The organism is Mesorhizobium sp. USDA 4413 (assembly GCF_056280365.1).
Genome location: NZ_JBVPRP010000001.1, coordinates 5,239,203 through 5,262,080, shown reverse-complemented (window position 1 = coordinate 5,262,080; position 22,878 = coordinate 5,239,203). Strand labels below are relative to the sequence as shown.

The 22,878-nt window shown below is 63.3% G+C and carries 19 protein-coding genes and 1 pseudogene; 16 read left to right on the top strand and 4 right to left on the bottom strand.

Translation table 11 applies throughout. The features are described from left to right. Positions 1-4 precede the first annotated feature (4 nt). Positions 5-892 carry a phosphoserine phosphatase SerB gene (gene serB, locus ACVMIM_RS25795; protein ID WP_476115328.1) on the bottom strand — a complete coding sequence of 296 codons (888 nt, stop codon included), beginning with the start codon at positions 890-892 and terminating at the stop codon, positions 5-7. On the opposite strand from serB, the gene miaA reads away from it, so the two are divergent. Continuing rightward, positions 882-1,826 (top strand): tRNA (adenosine(37)-N6)-dimethylallyltransferase MiaA, encoded by a 945-nt coding sequence (gene miaA / locus ACVMIM_RS25790; RefSeq protein WP_476117364.1) that lies wholly within the window; start codon positions 882-884, stop codon positions 1,824-1,826. The two genes, serB and miaA, sit on opposite strands and share 11 nt — an antisense overlap. Positions 1,827-1,952: 126 nt before the next feature. Beyond that, positions 1,953-2,744 (top strand): GGDEF domain-containing protein, encoded by a 792-nt coding sequence (locus ACVMIM_RS25785; protein WP_476115327.1) that lies wholly within the window; start codon positions 1,953-1,955, stop codon positions 2,742-2,744. A gap of 166 nt (positions 2,745-2,910) precedes the next feature. Here the strand turns inward: ACVMIM_RS25785 and ACVMIM_RS25780 are convergent, their stop codons facing one another. Continuing rightward, positions 2,911-4,746 carry an ATP-binding protein gene (locus ACVMIM_RS25780; RefSeq protein WP_476115326.1) on the bottom strand — a complete coding sequence of 612 codons (1,836 nt, stop codon included), beginning with the start codon at positions 4,744-4,746 and terminating at the stop codon, positions 2,911-2,913. Positions 4,747-4,899: 153 nt separating this feature from the next. Here ACVMIM_RS25780 and ACVMIM_RS25775 point away from each other — a divergent pair, with 153 nt between their 5' ends. Genes ACVMIM_RS25775 through ACVMIM_RS25765 form a run of 3 tightly spaced genes read left to right on the top strand, consistent with a single transcriptional unit; the run spans position 4,900 to position 6,361 of the window. Further along, the gene (locus tag ACVMIM_RS25775) at positions 4,900-5,466 is read left to right on the top strand and encodes a helix-turn-helix domain-containing protein (RefSeq protein WP_476115324.1); all 567 of its coding nucleotides are present in this window, start codon (positions 4,900-4,902) and stop codon (positions 5,464-5,466) included. Between the two features lie 5 nt (positions 5,467-5,471). Further along, positions 5,472-5,780 carry a hypothetical protein gene (locus ACVMIM_RS25770; RefSeq protein WP_476115323.1) on the top strand — a complete coding sequence of 103 codons (309 nt, stop codon included), beginning with the start codon at positions 5,472-5,474 and terminating at the stop codon, positions 5,778-5,780. A 32-nt stretch (positions 5,781-5,812) separates the two neighbouring features. Next, positions 5,813-6,361, top strand: a complete 549-nt coding sequence (locus ACVMIM_RS25765; RefSeq protein WP_476115321.1) for an N-acetyltransferase family protein — start codon at positions 5,813-5,815, stop codon at positions 6,359-6,361. A gap of 87 nt (positions 6,362-6,448) precedes the next feature. Here the strand turns inward: ACVMIM_RS25765 and ACVMIM_RS25760 are convergent, their stop codons facing one another. Further along, on the bottom strand, positions 6,449-8,257 hold the full coding sequence (locus tag ACVMIM_RS25760) for an NAD(P)-binding domain-containing protein (protein WP_476115320.1): 1,809 nt from the start codon (positions 8,255-8,257) through the stop codon (positions 6,449-6,451). 375 nt (positions 8,258-8,632) lie between these two features. On the opposite strand from ACVMIM_RS25760, the gene ACVMIM_RS25755 reads away from it, so the two are divergent. The 9 genes and pseudogenes from ACVMIM_RS25755 to ACVMIM_RS25715 all read left to right on the top strand — a co-directional run bounded on the left by ACVMIM_RS25755 (position 8,633) and on the right by ACVMIM_RS25715 (position 19,448). Further along, the gene (locus ACVMIM_RS25755; protein WP_476115318.1) at positions 8,633-10,414 is read left to right on the top strand and encodes an acetolactate synthase 3 large subunit; all 1,782 of its coding nucleotides are present in this window, start codon (positions 8,633-8,635) and stop codon (positions 10,412-10,414) included. Between the two features lie 82 nt (positions 10,415-10,496). Next, on the top strand, positions 10,497-11,072 hold the full coding sequence (gene ilvN / locus ACVMIM_RS25750; protein ID WP_041007722.1) for an acetolactate synthase small subunit: 576 nt from the start codon (positions 10,497-10,499) through the stop codon (positions 11,070-11,072). Positions 11,073-11,177: 105 nt separating this feature from the next. Next, positions 11,178-11,774, top strand: a complete 597-nt coding sequence (locus ACVMIM_RS25745) for a LysE family translocator (RefSeq protein ID WP_476115317.1) — start codon at positions 11,178-11,180, stop codon at positions 11,772-11,774. 280 nt (positions 11,775-12,054) lie between these two features. Then, a pseudogene (locus tag ACVMIM_RS25740) lies at positions 12,055-13,360 on the top strand (efflux RND transporter periplasmic adaptor subunit). After that, entirely contained in the window at positions 13,357-16,509 is a 3,153-nt protein-coding gene (locus ACVMIM_RS25735) for an efflux RND transporter permease subunit (RefSeq protein ID WP_476115315.1), read from the top strand. The pseudogene ACVMIM_RS25740 and the gene ACVMIM_RS25735 overlap by 4 nt, the downstream one beginning before the upstream one ends. A 64-nt stretch (positions 16,510-16,573) precedes the next feature. Further along, positions 16,574-17,191 (top strand): nitrile hydratase subunit alpha, encoded by a 618-nt coding sequence (gene nthA / locus ACVMIM_RS25730; RefSeq protein WP_040999041.1) that lies wholly within the window; start codon positions 16,574-16,576, stop codon positions 17,189-17,191. After that, positions 17,188-17,847 carry a nitrile hydratase subunit beta gene (nthB, locus tag ACVMIM_RS25725; protein ID WP_476115313.1) on the top strand — a complete coding sequence of 220 codons (660 nt, stop codon included), beginning with the start codon at positions 17,188-17,190 and terminating at the stop codon, positions 17,845-17,847. Before nthA ends, nthB begins: the two co-directional genes overlap by 4 nt. Further along, positions 17,834-18,184, top strand: a complete 351-nt coding sequence (locus tag ACVMIM_RS25720; protein WP_476115312.1) for a nitrile hydratase accessory protein — start codon at positions 17,834-17,836, stop codon at positions 18,182-18,184. The genes nthB and ACVMIM_RS25720 overlap by 14 nt, the downstream gene beginning before the upstream one ends. Before the next feature lie 136 nt (positions 18,185-18,320). Beyond that, on the top strand, positions 18,321-19,448 hold the full coding sequence (locus ACVMIM_RS25715; RefSeq protein WP_476115311.1) for an ATP-dependent DNA helicase: 1,128 nt from the start codon (positions 18,321-18,323) through the stop codon (positions 19,446-19,448). A gap of 106 nt (positions 19,449-19,554) precedes the next feature. Here ACVMIM_RS25715 and ACVMIM_RS25710 read toward each other — a convergent pair whose 3' ends face one another. Continuing rightward, positions 19,555-19,950 carry a SpoIIAA family protein gene (locus ACVMIM_RS25710; RefSeq protein ID WP_040999046.1) on the bottom strand — a complete coding sequence of 132 codons (396 nt, stop codon included), beginning with the start codon at positions 19,948-19,950 and terminating at the stop codon, positions 19,555-19,557. A 109-nt stretch (positions 19,951-20,059) separates the two neighbouring features. Here ACVMIM_RS25710 and ACVMIM_RS25705 point away from each other — a divergent pair, with 109 nt between their 5' ends. Next, positions 20,060-20,800 (top strand): pyridoxine 5'-phosphate synthase, encoded by a 741-nt coding sequence (locus ACVMIM_RS25705; RefSeq protein ID WP_040999048.1) that lies wholly within the window; start codon positions 20,060-20,062, stop codon positions 20,798-20,800. A gap of 85 nt (positions 20,801-20,885) precedes the next feature. After that, a complete protein-coding gene (locus tag ACVMIM_RS25700; RefSeq protein WP_040999050.1) occupies positions 20,886-22,799 on the top strand; it encodes a potassium transporter Kup in 1,914 nt (637 codons plus the stop codon). Positions 22,800-22,878 lie beyond the last annotated feature (79 nt).

Genomic DNA, 22,878 nt, shown 5'->3' with positions numbered 1-22,878 from the left:
GACCTCAAAGGACGAACTCGTCCCGGCGATAGCCCTGTAGATAGAGCAGCGCAGTCAGGTCGCCGTGATCGATGCGGATGCGCGCCTGCTCCGCCACCGCCGGCTTGGCGTGGAGGGCGACGCCGGTGCCGGCAAGACGGATCATATCGAGATCGTTGGCGCCGTCCCCGACCGCGATGGCATCCTCGGTCGTCAGCCCGAGCCTCTTGGCGATGTCGAGCAGCGCTTCGGCCTTTGCGGCGCGGCCGAGGATCGGCTCGGCCACCATGCCGGTGAATTTCCCGTCCTTCTCGATCAGGCGGTTGGCCCGGTTTTCCTGGAACCCCAGCTTGGTGGCGATGCGGCTGGTGAAGACGTCGAAGCCGCCCGAGACCAGCGCCGTCCAGGCGCCATGGGCGCGCATCGTCTGCACCAGCGCGCGGCCGCCGGCTGCGAGCGTCAGCCGTTTGGCGATGATGCGGTCGACCACGGCGGTGTCGAGGCCCCTCAGCAGGGCGACGCGCTCGCGCAGCGCGGGCTCGAAGGCGATTTCGCCATTCATCGAGCGCGCGGTGATCGCCGCAACATGATCCTTGACGCCGATCTCGTCGGCAAGCTCGTCGATGCATTCCTGGTCGATCATGGTCGAATCCATATCGGCAAGCAGGATCTTCTTGCGCCTGCCTTCGGGGGGCTGGACGACGATGTCGACCGGTTCGGACGCCAGCGCGGCCCGCAGATTGGCGGTCATTTCGCCGATATCCGGCGTCTGCGGCAAAACGAGATCGCAGGCGACGTCCTCGGCCAGCCAGTGAACGGCGCTTGCGCCGGCGGCCCGCAAGGCCATATTCGCAAGCGAGGCCGGCACGGCGCGGGCTTCTGGACGGGACACTAAAGTGGCGATCAGCGGCATCGAACATTCCGGCAGGCAGGCGGGCGAAGGCCGCATCAAGAACGCGATCCTGATAGCCGGGCCGACCGCCAGCGGCAAGTCGGCGCTGGCGCTTGATGTTGCCGAACGCAATGGCGGCGTCATCGTCAACACCGATTCCATGCAGGGCTATTCCGTGCTCGACGTCCTGACGGCGCGGCCGAGCGCCGCCGAAATGGCGCGCGTTCCGCATTTCCTTTACGGCCATGTGCATCCATCCACGGCCTATTCCACCGGCGCCTGGCTGCGCGACGTGACGAAGCTGATCGACGATGGCGTCCTGTCGGGCCGACCGGTCGTTTTCGTCGGCGGCACCGGGCTTTATTTCCGGGCGCTGGCCGAAGGCATTTCGGATATGCCGGATATTCCGGCGGCCGTCCGCGAGCGCTGGCGTTACGAGCTCAAGGAACAAGGGGCCGAAAGGCTGCATCGCCTGCTGATGCACGAGGACTCGGCCATGGCCATGCAACTCAGGCCGACGGACGGCCAGCGCATCGTGCGGGCGCTCGAGGTGCTCGATGCTTCGGGGCGCTCGATCCTCGAATGGCAGGCGGCGCGCGGCCGGCCGCTGATCGATCGCGACAGCGCGCGCTTCCTGGTCATCGAGCCGGATCGGCAACAGCTGGTCCGGCGCATCGAGGCGCGCTTCGACCAGATGCTCGACAAGGGCGCGCTCGACGAGGTGCGTCAGCTCATCGCGCTCGGCCTTGACCCCGACCTGCCGGCGATGAAAGCGATCGGCGTGCGCGAGCTGCAGGCGGTAATGGCCGGACAGTCGGGTTTTCCCGAAGCGATCGAACGCGCCAAGATCGCGACGCGGCAATATGCCAAGCGCCAGTCCACCTGGTTCAGGCACCAGCTGGGCGCGGAGTGGCGCAGGCTGCGGCCGGGCGATGAACCGGCTGCCCTGGACTGACCAAAAGCTTTTTCAATCAGTACCTTAAAGTCCCCGGTTCTAATTCTCGCCAAGGTTGTCCGGATTAACCGTCCGTAAGGCCCCCCATGCCATAACCTCAGTGGGCTGCAGTGCCGCGGGGAGCAGATGCGTTTCCATAAGGCGGAATCCGCATTTTTCGTGTTTATTTTTGTGATCCTGGCCGCGGGCCTGGTGACCTTCCATGCCTATGGTCAATTGCAGGAAATAGCCGCCGACCTCGATGCCGCATCGCGCGTCGATAAAATTGTCTATCTCAACAAATCGCTGTTCGTTACCGGAGCGCTTCTGGCGACGGCGCTGTTCTTCGGCACCTTCTTCATCTACCCGCTGATCCGCGGCCAGGTGCGGGAGGAGGGCAAGCTCAGGGCCATGACGGTCTCGCTCAGCGCCCGTTCGCAAACGCTCGAGCAGGCGGCGCTCACCGACGGTCTGACCGGCATGCAGAACCGCCGCTATTTCGACGATGCGCTGCGCGAATATCTGCATGAGTTTCGCCGCATCGACAGGCCGGTCGGGCTGATGATCCTCGATCTCGACCATTTCAAGCAGGTCAACGACACGCATGGTCACGATGTCGGCGACGAGGTGCTGAGAGCCGTCGCCACCTGCCTGAGAGGCATGACGCGCTATCACGATGTGGTGGCGCGGTTGGGCGGCGAGGAGTTTGCCGTCGTTACCCCAAACATGGATGTCGAGCTGCTCGCCAGGTTTGCCGAGCGCATCCGCAAGGCGATCGCCAATTTGTCGATCATGTCGGGCAATGTGCGGCTCAAGGTCACCACCAGCGTCGGCCTTGCCGTCTGGGACCACAAGGAAAGCGCGGAGGATTTCTACCGCCGCGCCGACCGCCAGCTCTATGAGGCAAAGAAGCAAGGCCGCAACCGCGTCTGCGCCTAAAATTCCGACATGAATTCACGAGGCCGGTCGACTGCCGCGCCTTTCTCGACTTCCGGTGCTCACGGACTAAATGTCCGCTCCGCTCCGGCTTCTCGAAAGCCACGCCATTCGATCCGGCCTGATGAATTCCTGTTCGGAATTTGGCTGTGCTTACGAGGCTGGTTGTTCAATCATTGAATTGGCGCATGCCGAAGGTCGATGGCTTCAGGCCGTAGCGGGTGTCGAAGTCGTCGTCGGGCTGGACGCGGGGCGCGGCGGTGGCCGGCTTCTTGTAGTCCGGGTCGCCGGCCTGGCGGGTCGAGTCCACGGTCTCGGCGAAAGCCATGGACTGCTGCGGCTTCGGCACGTTGCGAAGCCGCTCGACGATCATGGCCAGATCGACGTCGCTGCCGTCCACGGAGGGCTCGATGTGCTCGCCTTTCGCGGTGCCGGGGATGAATTGCTGCGGCAGCTTCTCGAATTTCAGCCGCATGGTCGTCGCCACGCCTTCGCCGAAAGCGATGGCCTCGCGCTGCCCCATCGAGGACAGGAACGCCAGGGTCGAGGCGGAGGAGTCGGCGATGGCCGAACGGATGATCGCCTGGTCCTGCTCGTTGGCAAGCCGCATGGCGAAGAACGTCGAGCACTGCGACAGGATGGTCGGATCGAGCTCGCCCGGGCGCTGGGTGACCACGCCAAGATAACAACCATATTTGCGGCCCTCCTTGGCGATGCGCGACAGCGCGTGCCTGGTCGGCGCGAAGCCGAGACGCGGATCGGCCGGCATGTAGCGGTGGGCTTCCTCGCAAAGCAGGAGCAGCCTCAGCCGTCCCTCGCTCCACAACGCCAGGTCGAAGGCCAGGCGTGCCAGCACCGAGCAGACCGAATTGACGACTTCCGAAGGCATGCCGGCCATCTCGAAGCAGGTGACCGGGCGGCCGTGGCTTGGGACGCGGAAAATATTGCCGATCGTTTCGTGGATCGTGTCCTCGATCAGGCGCGAATTGAACATGAAGCGGTAGCGCGGGTCGGCGGCGGCCGATTCGATGCGCGTCTTCAGCGATTTCAGGATCGGGCGGTCGTTCTTGGCTTCGAGCATGCCCATGCGCTCGTCGATCTGCTTGATGAGATCGGCAATGCGGTAGGGCACCGGCGTGTCCGCCGTCAGCGCGTCGCTGCCGCGCCTGATATAGGTGCCGGAATTCGGGTTGCGGTAGAGGTTCTTGGCGGCCGGGATCAGGTCGCGCAGGACATCCACTTCCTCGGGCACCGTCTCGCGGCCGCGAAACAGCACTTCGGCGAACTCCTCGAGCCTGAACATCCAGAACGGCAGGTCGAGCGTCTTGGAATCGACCTTGACGCAATATTCCGGCAGCGAGGCGGCAAACTCGTTGTGAGGGTCGAGGATGAGCACGCGCAGATCCGGACGCGCCTCGATCGTCTTGCGCAAGAGCAGCGAGACCGCCGTCGATTTGCCGACGCCGGTCGTGCCGACGATGGCGAAATGGCGCGCCAGCGTGTCGTCGATGGCGATGTTGGCATCGATCGACTCATCCTGCGACAGCGTGCCGATGGTCACCGAATGGCGCCCGGCCAGATCGTAGACCGCCTGCAGGTCGCGGTTGCGGATGCGATGGGCGATGGCGCCGATATGCGGATAGGTGGTGATGCCACGGTCGAACACCGGCTTGGCGCCGGGCTCGGCACCGTCGCGCACTTCGCCGACCAGCTCGACGCTGACCTCGATCAGATTCTGCCCATCATGGTTCCAGTGAAGGTCCGACTTGCCGATAGCGTAGACAAGGCCGACCGTTCTCGTCGCGCCGAGATTGATGGAGATCATCCTGCCGACAGTCCAGAGGCCGGTGACCGTGCCTTCGGCGTCCTCGGCATGCGCGCTGATGGTGGCGCGCGCGCCGTCGCATTGCACGACATTGCCCAGAATGCGCTTGTCGTTCTGTTGGATGTTGCGGCGCTCCTGCGAGATCGGTTCGCCAACGGAGGCTTCGCGTTCGACAAACATGGCTGTCCCGGTTCCATTCCCCTGGAGCGGGAACCCTATCCAATCGGGGTTAAAGTCACGTGAGGTCGGATGGTGTAGGCCGCGTTAAGCCAGCCGCGACAATTCGATCGAACGGTCTCTTCCCAATCTGCGCAATTCCTATATATTGGACGAATGGACGATATATCGAATAACATCACAGCCACGATCGGAAAGCGCCTACACTCCGAAAGGACGGTGAGGCACTGGTCGCTGGCCGAATTGGCCCAGCGCTCGGCTGTCTCGAAGGCGATGCTGAGCGCCATCGAACGCGGTACGACCAGTCCGACCGCGGCGCTCCTGGTGCGCATCGCGGCCGCCTTCGGCATGACGCTGTCGACGCTGATCGCACGGGCCGAGATGCAAGGCGGCGGCGTTTCACGAAGGGACGAGCAGCCGGTCTGGCAGGACCCGGCAACGGGCTACGTCCGGCGGCATCTGTCGCCGGCATCGCACATGCCATTGGAACTGGTCAGGGTCAGCCTGCCGGCAGGCGCCAGGGTAAGCCTTCCGGCCGCATCCTACGCCTTTATCAAGCAGCAGATATGGCTGATCGATGGAAGGCTGGATTTCACCGAAGGCCATGTGGTGCACAGGCTAGAGCCCGGCGACTGCCTGGCGCTCGGCGCGCCCTCGGATTGCGTCTTTCATGCTCCCGGACCGGATGCGGCGGAGTATCTCGTGGCGCTGGTCAGGGACTGACTCCGATGTCTCGCAGGCTAAAGCGCTCGCACAATGGCGGGCCGCCGCTCGACGACTATGACGGCCCGCCCTGGGGCAAGGGTGATCCCTACATTTTCCTCGCCTGGCGCGCCGCCCACGACAAGGCCTGGAAGGCACCAAGCCATGCCGTCATGCTGATGCGGCTGGAGAGGGCCGAGCGGCTCGGACTGACCTATGAGGAATATACGCTCGAGATTCTGGAGCGTGGCCGCCATCTCAGCGAGGATGACTCCGACCGTATCGCCGAAATCCGGCGGACGCGCCGGCGCAAGCGGACCAGCCATTTCGAATGACCTTATCCCCGATACCTCTGGAGAGCACCAGCATGGACTCCCTTGAAATCCAGGCGTTGAGCGACGATGCGGCGACCATCGCGATGCTCGCCGATCTGTTGATCGAGACGGTCGCCGCCGGCGGATCGGTGAGCTTCATGCATCCATTGTCGGCGGAGGCCGCGCGGGATTTCTGGCGCAAGTCGCTTGCGGCGGCCGCGCGCGGGGAAAGGGCGGTGCTGGGCGCATGGCGGGGCGGGGCGCTTGCCGGCACCGTCACCCTGCTCCTCGACTTTCCCCCCAATCAACCGCACCGCGCCGAGATCGCCAAGCTGATGACCGGCCGCGGCCATCGCGGCAAGGGCGTCGCGACCCGCCTGATGCGCGCGGCAGAGGAACTGGCCGTCGAGAAAGGCCGCACGCTGCTCGTGCTGGACACGGCAAGCGAAGAGGGCGCAGCAGGCCTCTATGAGAAGCTTGGTTTCACGCTGACCGGCGAAATCCCCGATTTTGCGCTCAAGCCGCATGGCGGCCTGACCGGCACGTTGGTCTATTGGAAGCGGATAGGGCGAGATCGACGCCCACAAGTTGCGCCAATATAAGGCTGCCCTGACGGGCAGCGCGAAATTCTAAGCGCATGATGATGGAAGCTCGTTGCCGGGCTTCCATCCTGTTGCAAGCGTTCGGCTTCAAGCCTTGTGGTAGACTTCCTGCAGCCCATAGACAGGCGTCGGCAGGCCGACCTGCCTCGCCTTGAGCTGCAGCGACAGATACTGCGAATAGTGGCGCGACTGGTGCAGGTTGCCGCCGTGGAACCAGAGCGCTTCCTGCTGCGTCGGCTTCCACATATTGCGCTGCTCGCCTTCCCAGGGGCCGGGATCCTTTGTGGTGTTGGAACCCAGACCCCAGACCTTGCCGACCTTATCCGCCACCTCCTGGGAGATGAGGTCCGCGGCCCAGCCATTCATCGAGCCGTAGCCGGTGGCATAGATGATGAGATCGGCCGGCAACTCGGTGCCGTCGACGAATTTGACGCCGGTTTCGGTGAGTTCCTGGACCGCGGCGCCAGGTCCGCTTTTCAATTTGATCGAGCCGTCGATGACGAGGTCGCAGGCGCCGACATCGATATAGTAGCCGGAGCCGCGGCGCAGATATTTCATGAACAGGCCGGAGCCGTCGTCGCCCCAGTCGAGCATGAAGCCGGCCTTTTCCAGATCCTCATAGAATTTCGCGTCGCGCTCCTTCATCTGCTGGTAAAGCGGAATCTGGAATTCGTGCAGGATGCGGTAGGGGAGCGAAGCGAAGATCATGTCGGCCTTGCGCGTCGTCATGCCGTTCTCGACCGCCTGCTCGGAATAGAGCGCCCCAAGGCCGATATCCATCAGCGTATCCGACTTGACGATATGAGTGGATGACCGCTGCACCATGGTCACGTCGGCGCCGCCTTCCCACAGCGCCGCGCAGATGTCGTGCGCCGAATTGTTCGAGCCGATGACCACCACCTTCTTGCCGCGATATTTGTCCGGGCCGGGATGGGTCGAGGAATGCTGCTGCTCGCCCTTGAAGATGTCCTGGCCTTTGTATTTCGGCCAGTTCGCCTTGCCGGACATGCCGGTCGCCAGCACCAGTTGCTTCGGTTTCAGAACGATTTCCTTTCCGTCGCGCTCGACGACGACGGTCCATTCCTTGGCCTTCTCGTCGTATTTGGCGGATTTCGCGGTGGTGGAGCTCCAATAGTTCAGCTCCATCACCTTGGTGTACATCTCCAGCCAGTCGCCGATCTTGTCCTTCGGCGCGAAGACCGGCCAGTTCTTCGGAAAGTCGATATAGGGCAGGTGATCATACCAGACCGGGTCATGCAGGCAGAGCGACTTGTAGCGCTTTCGCCAGGAATCGCCCGGACGCTCGTTCTTCTCGATGATGATGGCCGGCACGCCGAGCTGTTTCAGCCTTGCGCCGAGCGCAATTCCGCCCTGGCCGCCGCCGATGATGACGACATAGGGTTGCCTGGTATGGCCGAGCTCGGCGATCTCGTCGTCGCGCTCCTCGCGCCATGTCTTGCGGCCCTTGCCGTGTCCGTGCTTGGCGCCGAGGGGACGGGTGAAGCCCGCTTTCTCCTCATGCCCTTTCAGCTCCGCCATCGTGGTGAGCAAAGTCCAGATCAGGTCGCCCTTGAACCGCACAAGGCCAAAGCCGCGCGCCACATTCGTCTCGAAGGTGATCCAGGCGGTTATGACGCCGCCATCCTCGCTCGCTTCCTCGCCCTTGGCCACCGACCAGCCGGTCGGCTTGATGTCGGCCAGCGTCGCATGCAGCATGTCGCGGATCTGGTCCTGACCCTCCATCGTCTTCAAGTTCCAGGTGAAGGTGACGAGGTCGCGCCAGTAGCAATCGGCCTGGAAGCAGTTGACGGCGCTGTCGATGTCGCCGGCTTCCAGTGCCTTGCCGAACTTGTCGAGCAGCGCCTGCGCTTTGGTGGTGGGTGTTCTCTCGAGCATTTGTTCTCCTCCGGTTTGCTTCTTGGGTAAGCGCGCCGCCGGATTGGGCTTTCCGGCATCCGCGAATTATTTCGGCAAAACCTGAGAGGCGTCACGCCCTCCAATAGTTTGGCGCGTTTTCAATGGCTTGATGGGGAAGCCGCGTTAAAGGCGCCATTTTACCCGTTGACAGGCTGCCGTACCCGCCTCTAGTGTCCGCGCCCATGAAAACGGCACTCATTCTCGTAGGCTGGCGCGTGGGCAAGGCGGTGTAACCGCCGGGCGAAAACCTCCCATGCGCATCCCACAGGCTCCCTCGGGGGCCTTTTTTATTGCCTTCAACCGAACTAAACGACCAGCAAATCGCCAGACGGCGGACAGTACGGGACCAGACCGATGAGCAACGGACAGAACGAGCGGCGCGAAATGACGGGCGCGGAGATGGTGGTGCAGGCGCTGAAGGACAACGGCGTCAAGCACGTCTTCGGCTATCCGGGCGGCGCGGTCCTTCCGATCTATGACGAGATATTCCAGCAGGACGAGGTCGAGCATATCCTGGTCCGGCACGAGCAGGGCGCCGGCCACGCGGCGGAAGGCTATGCGCGCTCGACCGGCAAGGCCGGCGTGCTCCTGGTGACGTCCGGCCCCGGCGCCACCAATGCGGTGACGCCGCTGCAGGATGCGCTGATGGATTCCATTCCCCTGGTCTGCCTCACCGGCCAGGTGCCGACCTCGCTGATCGGTTCCGACGCCTTCCAGGAATGCGACACGGTCGGCATCACGCGGCCATGTACCAAGCACAACTGGCTGGTGAAGGACGTGAACGAGCTCGCCGCCACCATCCATGAGGCATTCCATGTCGCGACGACCGGGCGGCCCGGTCCCGTCGTGGTCGACATCCCGAAGGACGTGCAGTTCGCCAAGGGCATCTATGTGCCGCCGCAGACCGCGCCGCGCACCAGCTACCAGCCGAAGGTCCAGGGCGACCTGGAAAAGGTGAAAGCTGCCGTCGAGCTGATGGCCGGCGCGAAGAAGCCGATCATCTATTCGGGCGGCGGCGTCATCAATTCGGGACCGGAAGCCAGTCATTTGCTGCGCGAGCTGGTCGACCTGACCGGCTTTCCGATTACCTCGACGCTAATGGGGCTCGGCGCCTATCCGGCATCAGGCAAGAACTGGGTCGGCATGCTCGGCATGCACGGCACCTACGAAGCCAACATGGCCATGCATGACTGCGACGTGATGGTCTGCATCGGCGCGCGCTTCGACGACCGCATCACCGGCCGGCTCAACGCCTTCTCGCCGAATTCGAAGAAGATCCACATCGACATCGATCCGTCCTCGATCAACAAGAACGTCCATGCCGATGTCGGGATTCTCGGCGATGTCGGCCGCGTGCTGGAAGATATGGTGCGGCTGTGGCGGGCGACCGCCAAGACCGACAAGAAGGCGCTCTATCCGTGGTGGGAGCAGATCGCGAAATGGCGGGCGCGGGATTCGCTTGCTTACAAGATGAACAATGACGTCATCATGCCGCAATATGCGATCCAGCGGCTCTATGCGCTGACCAAGGACATGGACACCTACATCACCACCGAGGTCGGCCAGCACCAGATGTGGGCGGCGCAGCATTACCATTTCGACAAGCCGAACCGCTGGATGACCTCGGGCGGCCTGGGCACGATGGGGTACGGACTGCCGGCGGCGCTCGGCGTGCAGATCGCGCATCCCGACGCGCTCGTCATCGACATCGCCGGCGACGCCTCGGTGCAGATGACCATGCAGGAGATGAGCTCGGCGGTGCAGTATGAGGCGCCGATCAAGATCTTCATCCTCAACAACCAGTATATGGGCATGGTGCGCCAGTGGCAGCAGCTGCTTCATGGCAACCGGCTGTCGCATTCCTATACCGAGGCAATGCCCGATTTCGTCAAGCTGGCGGAAGCCTATGGCGGCCACGGCATACGCTGCGATAAGCCGGATGAGCTCGACGACGCGATCCGCGAAATGATCTCGGTGAAGAAGCCGGTGCTGTTCGACTGCCGCGTGGCGACGCTTGCCAATTGCTTCCCGATGATCCCGTCGGGCAAGGCGCATAACGAGATGCTCCTGCCGGACGAGGCGACCGACGAGGCGGTGGCCAACGCCATCGACGCCAAGGGCAGGGAACTGGTTTAGGCAGCCGCTGGGGCAGGGCTGTCGTGAGAAGCCGTGCGCAAACAGAGAATTAGCTCAAAGGTCTGAAATCGAGATTCATCTTATGAACGCACAACACCTTCAACCGACTGGCTCCGCCTATTTCATCGCCAAGGAAACCGAGAAGCCGGAAACGCATACGCTCTCCGTGCTGGTCGACAACGAGCCGGGCGTGCTTGCCCGCGTCATCGGCCTGTTTTCCGGGCGCGGCTACAACATCGAAAGCCTGACCGTTTCCGAGACCGAGCACGAGAAGCATCTGTCGCGCATCACCATCGTGACGCGCGGCACGCCGCATGTGATGGAGCAGATCAAGAACCAGCTCGAGCGCATCGTGCCGGTGCATCGGGTGGTCGACCTGACCGTGCGCTCGCATCAGCTTGGCCAGGAACGGCCGCTGGAACGGGAACTCGCGCTGGTCAAGGTCGCCGGCACCGGCGACGCCCGGGTCGAGGCGCTTCGCCTTGCGGATGCTTTCCGCGCCTCGGTCATCGATGCCAACACCGAGCATTTCATCTTCGAGATCACCGGCAAAGGCTCGAAGCTCGACCAGTTCATCGCCATCATGAAGCCGCTCGGCCTGGTCGAGATCTGCCGCACCGGCGTCGCCGCGATGAACCGCGGCCCGCAGGGCATGTAATCAGGACGACCATCCTGTTCCAGCTTTGGCCCGGCGATTTGCCCGTTTCTGGCTTTTGCACACTTGCTAAAAGGACAGTAAGGCTGACATATCCGGGAGGATAACATGTCGCTCGACGCATTCCTTGCCCTGCTGGTCTATGCCTTCGTGACGTCGATCACACCGGGGCCGAACAACCTCATGCTGCTCGCTTCCGGCGTGAATTTCGGTATCGCCAGGACGGTTCCGCACATGCTGGGCATCAGCATCGGGTTTTTGGTCCTGCTTTTGGCGGTCGGCTTCGGGCTCGGCGCGGTGCTGACGGCGTTGCCTGTGCTGCATACGGCGTTGAAGATCGCCGGCGCGGCCTATCTGCTCTACCTCGCCTGGAAGATCGCCATGTCGCGCTCGATGAGCGACGGAAAAGGGCTGGAGGGGCGGCCGATGCGCTTCATCGACGCCGCTGCCTTCCAGTGGGTCAACCCAAAGGCATGGGTGATGGCGATCACCGCGATGGCCGTCTACACCAATGCCGATCACCCGTTCGTCTCGGTGGCGCTGATCTCGATCGCCTTCACCATCGTCAACCTGCCCAGCGTGTCGGTATGGGCCGGCTTCGGCACAGCGCTGCGCGGGTTCCTGTCGGATCCGGTGCGGCTGAAATGGTTCAACATCGCCATGGGTATGCTGTTGGCGGCGACGCTTTGGCCCATGCTCCGTTAGGTGTATCAGCATCCAGGTGCCTGCAAACGCCGGCTCTCTGCGCTGAATCTCAACTCATTTAGGCAGCTTCTTCGGACCGGCCGCAGCGGCCTTCGCTGCCTCTTAGCCGGCTGCCCAACATTTGTGCACTGCACATTAAATCTTCGTAATGCCGTGTTTTGACCCTTTTCCGCCCGAGCCTTGTCCTATCTATTCGGCGAAAATCGCGGCGAAGAGCCGTGAATCGAGCTACAATGGACCACCGAGATCGGCGTGTCGCGAGTAGAGGGCTTGTTTGTCGATGCGCGGAAAAATCGCCTTTGCAGTTGTTGCGGTCGCCTGTCTGGCGGGTGCCGGGGCTCTATTATTCGCCCGCGACGCTGGCCAAGGTCCAGCAGCTGATTTCGGGCAAGCAGGCCAGCGTGGCCGCCGCGGACAAGACGGCGAGCGGCGATAAAGCGGCCGCCGCCTCTGACAATGCAAAAGGCGGCAATGCGAAAGGCGGCGGGCCGCGTTCGGCCTCAATCGTCTCCGCCACCGCGACGACCGCGGATTTCCCGATACGCCGCTATGCCATCGGCTTCGTCTCGTCGCCGGAGGTGGTCAATATCAATGCCCGCGTTTCCAGCCAGATCGTGTCGATCGCGGTCAAGGACGGGCAGATGGTCAAGGCCGGCGATCTGCTCATTTCGCTCGATGACCGCGCGCTGAAGGCGCAGCTCGCCAAGGACCAGGCGACGCTGGCCAAGGACCAGGCGATGCTGGTGAGCGCCCAGGCCGATCTGCAGCGCGCCAAGGACCTCGTCGCCAAGCAGGCCGGCACGCAGCAGACCTACGATCAGGCGCTGGCGGCGCAGAAGGCCGCGGCCGCCACCATCGACGCCGACAAGGCGACCATCGATGCCGACACCGTGCAATTGAGCTACGCGACGATTACGGCGCCGATCTCGGGCCGGCTCGGCGCCATCAACGTCTCGGTCGGCGATCTCGTCACCACCAGCAACGGCAGCTCAGGCAGTTCGACGCCACTGGTCACCATCACGCAGATGGATCCGCTGCAGGTGAACTTCACGCTGCCGGAGAGCAACCTTGCCTTGCTGCACAAGGCGCTCGCCGACCCACAGCAAGGCGACGTGACGCTGACCAAGGACGGTGATCCCACGCCGATCGGCAAGGGCACGCTCGATTTTGTCGATTCCAGCGTCGATACGGCTTCAGGCACCATCGCGACGCGCGCGAGCATCCCCAATCCGGATCTTTCGCTGTGGCCCGGGCAATACGTCAACGTGGTGCTCGAGGCCGGCACGATGCCGCAGATGACCTCGGTTCCCACGGTCGCGGTTCAGCCCAGCCAGAAGGGACCCTTCGTTTACGTGGTCAAGCCGGACAACACCGTCGAGATGCGGCCGGTGAAGGTGGCGCTGACGGAGGGCCAAAACAGCGCCATCAGCGATGGTCTCAAGAGCGGCGAGAAGGTCGTCGTCGAGGGCCAGACGCGATTGAAGAACGGCGCGGCAGTGCATGAAGGCAAAGCCGCGGCCGGATCCGGCGATCAGGCATCGTCCAAGGTCGCGGAGGCCGACAAGGCCGGCGGGGCGAGCCAATGATCTCCGAATTCTGCATCCGCAAGCCCGTCGCCACCCTTTTGATGTCGTTCGCCCTGATTCTGGGCGGAATCTTTGCCTACAAATTCCTGCCGGTCGCGGCACTGCCGAGCGCGGAATTTCCGGTGGTCAACGTCTCGGCGCAGTTGCCCGGCGCGTCGCCGGAGACAATGGCGACTTCCGTTGCGACGCCGCTGATCAAGCAGTTCGCCACTATCGCCGGCATCGACTCGATCTCGACCACCAATTCCCTCGGCCAGACCTCGATCGCCATCCAATTCGTGCTCAACCGCGACATCGACGCGGCGGCCGCGGATGTCCAGGCGGCGATAGCGCGCACGCAAAAATCGCTGCCGCCGGAAATGACGGCGCCGCCGAGCTATCGCAAGGTCAATCCGGCCGACGCGCCGATCCTTTTGATGTCGCTGGTCAGCGACACGGTCCCGCTGACGGATCTGGACGCCTTTGCCGAAAATGTCATCTCACCGTCGCTGTCGACCATCGACGGCGTGGCGCAAGTCTCGATCTTCGGCCAGCAGAAATATGCCGTGCGCATCCAGATCGACCCGACGGCGCTTGCCGCGCGCGGCATCTCGATCGATCAGCTGCAGGCCGCGATCACCTCGGCCAACAGCAACACGCCGCTCGGCGTGCTGCAGAACAACAAGCAGCAGCTGACCATCACCGCTAACACCCAGCTCGGCAATGCCGCCGCCTTTTCCAACCTCATCATCGCCACCAAGAACGGCCATCCGGTACGGCTGGGCGAGGTGACGCGCGTCGTCGATTCCGTGCAGACCACGACGACGGCGAGCTGGTACGACGGCACGCGCGCGATCATCCTCGCGGTCCAGCGCCAGCCCGACGCAAACACTGTCGAGGTGGTCGACAAGGTCAAGGCGATGCTGCCGTCCTTCCAGGACCAGATGCCGGCGGCAGCCAGCATCAAGCTGCTCAACGACCGGTCGACCTCGATCCGGCAAGCCGTCGACGACGTCCAGTTCACGCTGCTCCTGACCATTGCCCTGGTGGTGATGGTGATCTTCGTGTTCCTGCGCAGGGTGACGGCAACCATCATCCCGGCCGTGGCGGTGCCGATCTCGCTGATCGCCACGCTCGGCGCGATGTTCCTGTTCGGCTTCTCGATCGACAACATCTCGCTGATGGGATTGACTTTAGCCGTCGGCCTTGTCGTCGACGACGCCATCGTCATGCTGGAAAATATCTTCCGCCACATGGAAGAAGACGGGTTGTCGGCCTTCGACGCCGCACTGAAGGGCGCGCGCGAAATCGGCTTCACCATCATCTCGATCTCGATCTCTTTGGTGGCCGTGTTCATTCCGGTGCTTCTGATGGGCGGCGTCATCGGCCGCATCTTCAACGAATTCGCCGTGGTGGTGACCGTCGCCATACTGGCCTCGATGTTCGTGTCGCTGACGCTGACGCCGATGCTCTGCTCGCGCCTGCTGTCGGTGACCAAGGCCGATCGCGAAAAGCACGCCCCCGGTCACAGGCCGGACCTCATCACGCGCGGCTACGACCGGATCCTGGGCTTTTGCCTGCGAAACACTTTCCTGGTGTTCCTCGTCTTCGTTGCCACCGCGGCAGCGTCGGTGTGGCTGATCCAGGTTTCGCCGAAAGGCTTCTTCCCGCAGGAGGATATCAGCCAGATCTCGGTGACCACCCTTGCGCGTCAAGACATCTCTTTCGACGCCATGGTCAAGCTGCAGGGGCAGGTGGCCAGCGTGTTTTCGAAGTCGCCCTATGTCGACCATGTGGCCTGGTCGGCGGGTAGCGGCAACAACGCGCTCAACCAGGGCCAGCTCTTCGTCCAGCTCAAGGGCAAGGATCAGCGACCCAACATCGAGAAGGTGCTTTCGGATCTGAGACGCCAATTGGCCGGCGTGGCGGGTATCGAGACCTATATGCAGCCTGTGCAGAACCTGCGGCTGGGCTCGCGGTCATCCGCCAGCGCCTATCAGCTCGTGGTGCAGGGCCTGGATACCGGCCAGACGGACATCTGGGCGCAGAAGCTGAACGACGCGATGGCCGCCGACCACACGATGTTCACCGACGTCACCAGCGACTTGCAGAACAACGCGTTGCAGGCGTCGCTGGTGATCGACCGCGACAAGGCCGCCCAGCTCGGCATCGATACCGACACGCTTCGTTCCGCCCTCTATGGCGGCTTCGGCACCGACCAGGTTTCGACGATCTTCGGTTCGGCCGACAGCTATGAGGTCATCACCGAGCTCGATCCCAAGATCGAATGGTCGCCGGAGCGGATGCTCGCCATCCAGATGCGGACGGCGAGCGGCAGCCTGGTGCCTCTCGGCGCCTTCGCCCATGTCGATCGCACAGCCGGCGCGCTGACGGTCAATCAGCTCGGCCAGCTTCCGGCGGTGACGATCTCCTACAATCTGCCGCAGGGCGTATCGCTCGGCGACACGGTGACCCGCATCGATCAGCTCAAAGAGCAGATCGGCATGCCGAAGGAGATATCGACGAGCTTTGCCGGCACGGCCAAGACCTTCCAGGATTCGCTGGCCAACCAGGGCTTCCTGATCGGCGGCGCGATCCTGACGATCTATATCGTGCTCGGCATGCTCTATGAGAGCTTCATCCACCCGCTCACCATTCTCACCGGCTTGCCGTCGGCAGTGCTCGGCGCCGTGGTGGCGCTGCACTTCGCCGGCATGGACCTGTCGGTGATCGCAGTGATCGGCATCCTGATGCTGATCGGCATCGTCAAGAAGAACGGCATCATGATGGTCGACGTCGCGCTGGAACTCAGGCGACAAGGCATGTCGGCGAAGGACTCCATCCACAAGGCCTGCCTGATGCGTTTCCGGCCGATCATGATGACGACGCTTGCCGCGTTGATGGGTACGTTCCCGATCGCGCTCGGCACCGGCGCCAGCGCCGAATTGCGCCAGCCGCTCGGCGTTGCCGTGGTCGGCGGTCTGCTCGCCTCGCAGGCGCTGACGCTGTTCGTGACGCCGGTGATCTATGTCTATTTCGAGAATTTCTCGGGCTGGCTGCTCAGCTTCTCGTCAAAGAAGAGCCGGCCGGCGCTGCATGTGGTGGAAAGCGGCGAGCAACGCTCGCTGTTCGATGGCGAACCCGAGCCGCACAAGACGGCAGCCGAGTAGATCGCTCCGGCTGGCCCAAGCCCCGGCGCTTGCGGCCGGCCGCGGCCGATCCTAATCTGTGGCCATGTCCCATGATCATGACCACGACAACGAACTCGATCCGTTCGCGGCGCGCGTGCGCGCGCTGGAGACGATCCTGACCCAAAAGGGCCTGATCGACCCTGCGGCCATCGACGTCATCGTCGATACCTATGAGACGAAGATCGGCCCGCGCAACGGCGCGCGGGTGGTGGCGAAAGCCTGGAACGATCCGGCCTATGCCGAATGGCTCAAGCGCGACGCGACCGCTGCGATCGCATCGCTCTCCTATACCGGCCGCCAGGGCGAGCACATGCAGGCCGTGTTCAACACCGAGGAGACGCACAACCTCGTCGTCTGCACGCTCTGTTCCTGCTATCCATGGTCCGTGCTCGGCCTGCCGCCGGTCTGGTACAAGGCGCCGCCTTACAGGTCGCGGGCGGTGATCGATCCGCGCGGCGTGCTCGAAGAATTCGGGCTGACGCTGCCGGCGGAGAAGAAGATTCGCGTCTGGGATTCGACCGCCGAGCTTCGGTATCTGGTGGTGCCGATGCGGCCGAAAGGCACGGAGGGCTGGAGCGAGGAGCAGCTTGCAGGGCTGGTCAGCCGTGACGCGATGATCGGCACCGCGCTTGCCAAAGAGCCGGAAGGGGAGCCGGCATGAACGGGCCGCAGGATCTCGGCGGGCAGATGGGTTTCGGACCGGTCGCGCCCGAAAAGGACGAGCCTTATTTCCATGCGGCATGGGAAAAGCGGGCCTTGGGCGTGACGCTGACAGCCGGCGCCATGGGCGCCTGGAACATCGACGAGAGCCGGCATGCACGGGAATCGCTGCATCCCGCCGATTATTATTCGTCGAGCTACTACCAGATCTGGATCAAGGCGCTGGAGACGCTGCTGAAGCGCCACGGCTTCGTCACCGAGCGCGACCTTGCCGCCGGCAAGGCGGTCGATGCGGCTGCGACACCGAAAAGAGTGCTGAAGGCGGCGGATGTGCCGGCCGTACTCGCCAAGGGCGGTCCGTGTGACCGGCCGGTCGCCACGCCGGCGCGGTTCCAAGCGGGCGACCGGGTGCGCACGAAGAATTTCAACCCGACCGGCCATACGCGCCTGCCGCGCTATGCGCGCGACAAGACGGGGACGATCGAGGCGGCGCGGGACGGCTTCGTCTTCCCCGACAGCAACGCGCATGGCAAGGGTGAGAACCCGCAATGGGTTTATACCGTGGTGTTCGACGGGGCCGAAATCTGGGGCGAGGGCGCCGATCCGACGCTCAGCGTCTCGATCGACGCCTGGGAGAGCTATCTTGAACCGGCATGAAGGCGCGTTGCCGGCTGGTTTCGACGAGCCGGTCTTCGCCGAGCCCTGGCAGGCCGAAGCCTTCGCGATGACTGTCGCGCTGCACGACCGGGGCCTGTTTTCGTGGAACGAGTGGGCGGAGGCCTTGTCCGCCGAGGTCAAGCAGCCCGGCGCGGCAAGCGACGGGCATGACTATTACGAGCATTGGCTGGCGGCCCTGGAGAAGCTTTTGTCTCGAAAGGGGATCGCCGGCAAAAGCGAGGTGGACGAACTCGCCGCCGCCTGGGAACGCGCCGCGCATGCGACGCCACATGGCAAGCCGATCTTGCTGGAAAACGATCCCGGCGCGGGCAGCTAGAGCGGCTTTGTTCTCTTTACGTTCCGATTTGCGGCTGATAGCCTGAGTTGTCGGAAGGCGCTAAAGATTGCTGCCGACAACGGTCGGTATGGCGGCCAATCTTGTCTTTCGTCAGCGAATCCGGTCTGTCGCACTGATGGAATTTTCTCCCCAACAGGATGAGGCCTTGAAGGCGGTCGGGCGCTGGCTCAAGGAGGGCCGGCCGCAGGTTTTTCGCCTGTTCGGCTATGCCGGCACCGGCAAGACGACGCTGGCGCGCTATTTCGCCGAGCATGTCGACGGCCAGGTGCAGTTCGCCGCCTTCACCGGCAAGGCGGCACAGGTGCTGCGCTCCAAGGGCGCTGTCAACGCCCGCACCATCCATTCGCTGATCTATAGGCCGAAGGGCGAGGAATCGGTCGAGGACGAGGTGACCGGCAAGACCTCGATGTCGCCGACCTTCTCGCTCAACCGGCAAAGTCCGATCGCGCGCGCCAAGCTCGTCGTTATCGACGAATGCTCGATGGTCGACGAGCAGCTCGGCCGCGACCTCATGAGTTTCGGCACGCCGATCCTGGTGCTCGGCGATCCGGCGCAGCTGCCGCCGATCTCTGGTGGCGGCTTCTTCACCGAACACGAGCCGGACGTGCTGTTGACGGAAATCCATCGCCAGGCGCGCGACAATCCGATCATCCGGCTGGCGCTCGACGTTCGCGAAGGCCGGGAGTTCATGCATGGCGACTATGGCACTGCGCAGGTGATCGGCAGGGAAGCAGTCAACCAGGACCTGGTGCTCAAGGCCGACCAGGTGCTGGTCGGCACCAATCGCACGCGCCGCCGCTACAATCAAAGGCTGCGCGAGCTGAAGGGGTTCAATGCCGACTTTCCGCAAGCCGGCGACAAGCTGGTCTGCCTGCGCAACGACCCGGCCAAGGGGCTGCTCAACGGTTCGCTGTGGAAGGTGATGACCTCATCGCGCGAGACGGTGAAGCCCGGCATCAACCTGCTGGTTTCGCCCGAAGAGGACGATCCCGACCGCGGCGTCGCCAAGATCAAGTTGCTCAAGGCTGCGTTCGAGGATCCCGACGCGGAGATCCCTTGGCAGCAAAAGAAGCGCTTCGACGATTTCGACTATGGCTATGCGCTGACGGTCCACAAGGCGCAGGGCTCGCAGTGGAACGACGTGGTGCTGTTCGACGAGAGCTGGGCCTTCAAGGAGACAAGGCAGCGCTGGCTTTATACGGCGATCACCCGTGCCGCCGAGCGGCTGACGGTGGTGCGCTGACGCTTAAAGCGTTTCACCGTTTCACGGAAACGGCGAACCCTCTATCTCCTTGTTTTGACGCAATTCCGGACGGAAAATCGCTACGCACTTTCCTGCTCCAGCAATGTCATGTCGGCCTTGCGCCAAGCCACCGCCAGGCGGCTTCCTCATCGTCGACATCGAAGCGTCTGAATTCGAAAGGCAGCGTTTTCGGGAAGACGCCGGCGACGAGGGAGGCCCAGCTTGGCTCGCCGATGACCGCGCAGCGCACGACATGTTGCATCGCGTCGGCAACCCCCTGGCGAAGCGTGTCTTTCGAAATATTAGCCCAGTCCACGCTTTCCTCGTCGGTCAACCTGACCAGCACGTCGATCCTCGGATGCAGCGCGTAGGCGGCCTCCAGCAGGCCGAAGAGGTTTTCCGCATCGGCCGGCGTGACATCGCCGACGACGTCGATGGCGAAAAGCGCGTCGCGATTCGTCTCGATGCGGCGGATCGCCGGCACGGCTTCGAGGAAATTCACTGGCAAATCCTCATGTTAAATCTCCATCGATCCCTGGAACACGCGAAACCCTCTATCTGTTCCCGTCAAAGGCGGTATAGATGCCCGCCGATCCACTGGACGCCCTTTCATGCCCGCCAAGCTCTCGGTCAACCTCAACGCCATCGCCATGCTGCGCAACCGCCGCGACCTGCCATGGCCGAGTGTCACCGGACTTGGCCGCATCGCGCTTGCCGCCGGCGCGCATGGGCTGACGGTGCATCCCAGGCCCGACGAGCGGCACACCAGGCATTCCGATCTGCCCGAGATCAGGGCGCTGATCGATGACGAGTTTCCGGGCGCGGAGTTCAACATCGAGGGCTATCCGACCGAGGATTTCCTGTCGCTTGTCGAGAAGAACCAGCCCGAGCAGGTAACGCTGGTGCCGGACGACCCGGCGCAGGCGACTTCTGACCATGGCTGGAACTTCGTTGCCCAGGCGGCGTTCCTCACTCCGATCGTCAAGCGGTTGAAGAAAGGCGGCTTCCGCGTGTCGCTGTTTTCCGACGCTGATCCGGACGGGGTCAATGCGGCTCGCGATACCGGCGCCGATCGCATCGAGCTCTATACCGGGCCATATGGAGGTTTCCATTCCGATTCCGCAAAGGCGGCGAAAGAATTGGAAAGACTGGGAAAAACCGCCGACGCCGCATTCAAGGCCGGGCTCGGCGTCAATGCCGGCCACGATCTGACGGTGAAGAACCTGCCGGCGTTGGCCAAACGCATCCCGGCATTGGCCGAAGTATCGATCGGACATGGGTTGACAGCGGATGCGCTGGAGTATGGCATGGCCGGGACTGTCGGGCGGTTCTTGAAGGCCTGCGGATGGTAGGAGATTTTGAGTAGTTTCGGCAGTCTTGGTGCGTCCCGCCTGTCGCGGCGACCGTGGAGCGTGACGATCCGGTGAAGTGGGGTTCATGGTGCTAGCCAACGCCGGCGAAACGGAATCCCTCGAACGTTCGGGCCATGCCGAAACCGAGCGGCAGCACAGCACCAAGGTGCTGATGCTTGGCGCGCTGGGCGTCGTCTATGGCGACATCGGCACAAGCCCGATCTACGCGTTCCGCGAGGCGCTGCATGCCTCGTCCAGCTCGGTCGCCCGCCATGACGTGCTGGGCGTGCTCTCGCTGATCGTCTGGGCGCTCACCATCATCGTCACGATCAAATATGTCGCCTTCGTGCTTAGGGCCGACAACAAGGGCGAGGGCGGCACACTGTCGCTGATGTCGCTGGCGCGCAGCGCCTATCCGCCCGGCTCACGCCTCATCCTGGTGATCGGCCTTTGCGGCGCCGCACTGTTCTTCGGCGATTCGATCATCACGCCGGCGATCTCGGTGCTGTCGGCGGTCGAGGGCCTGGAAGTCGTCACGCCGGCGCTGGATGCCTATGTGGTGCCGATCACCCTGATGATCCTCGCGGTGCTCTTTGCCGTGCAGCGCTTCGGCACAGGCAAGGTGGCGGCGGTGTTCGGACCTGTAACTGCGACATGGTTCGTGGCGATCGGCGCGGCCGGCCTCTATCATATCGTCGACGACCCGTCCGTTTTCCTGGCGATCAATCCCTATTACGCGATCTATTACCTGGCCACCACGCCGACGGGTGCCTTCGTCACCGTCGGTGCCGTGTTCCTGGCGGTGACCGGCGCCGAGGCGCTCTATGTCGACCTCGGCCATTTCGGCCGCAAGCCGATCGTGCTGGCCTGGTTCGCAATCGTCTTCCCTTGCCTGCTCTTGAATTATTTCGGGCAGGGCGCCTTCGTGCTCTCGCATGGCGGCAAGCCCACCAACCCGTTCTTCCAGATGCTGCCAGAATGGGCGCTGATGCCGATGGTGGGCCTCGCGACCGCGGCCACAGTCATCGCCAGCCAGGCCGTCATTTCCGGCGCCTTCTCGCTGACAAGGCAGGCGGTGCAGCTCAATCTTCTGCCCCGCATCGAGGTGCAGCACACTTCCGAGATGCAGAGCGGTCAGATCTATATGCCCAGGGTCAACCTATTGGTCGCGCTCGGCGTGATGCTCCTGGTCGTAGGCTTCGGCAGCTCGAGCGCGCTTGCCTCCGCTTACGGCATTTCGGTGACCGGCGAGATGCTGATGACGACGGTGCTTCTGTTCGTCGTCATGCGCTGGCTCTGGAAATGGCAGCTGGCGCTGGCATTGGCGCTGGCGATGCTGTTCGGCGTCATCGATCTCGGCTTCTTCTCGGCCAATGTCGTCAAGATCGTCGAGGGCGGCTGGGTGTCGATCACGGTCGCCTCCATCATGGGCCTGATCATGTGGACCTGGATCCGCGGCAGCCGCTATTTGTTCGACAAGACCCGCCGCAACGAGATCCCGCTCGATTTCCTGGCGGCAAATCTCCTGAAGAAGAAGCCGCAGCTGGTCTCGGGCACCGCCGTGTTCCTGACCAGCGATCCGCTGAGCGCGCCGACCGCGCTGATGCACAGCCTGAAGCACTACAAGGTGCTGCACGAAAAGAACGTCATCCTGTCGGTGGTGACGGCGCCGCAACCCGTTGTGCCCGACAGCGAGCGCGTGAAGCTGGAGACCGTCAACGAGCTGTTCATGCGCGTGACGCTCACCTTCGGCTATATGGAGCAACCCAACATTCCGCGTGCCCTGGCGATCTGCCGCAAGCAAGGCTGGAAGTTCGACATCATGACGACGTCCTTCTTCCTGTCGCGGCGCTCGCTGAAGGCCTCGCCCAATTCGGGCATGCCGGTCTGGCAGGACCGGCTTTTCATCGGCCTGGCGCGAACGGCGGCGGATGCGACGGAGTATTTCCAGATCCCCACCGGACGCGTGGTCGAAATCGGCACGCAGGTCGCGATCTGACGAAAGCCGATTTTGCCGGATGAAGCGGCCCGGCCGTTCCATAACCTGAAAAGCCGTGCGCCGGCGGCATAGGAGCCCT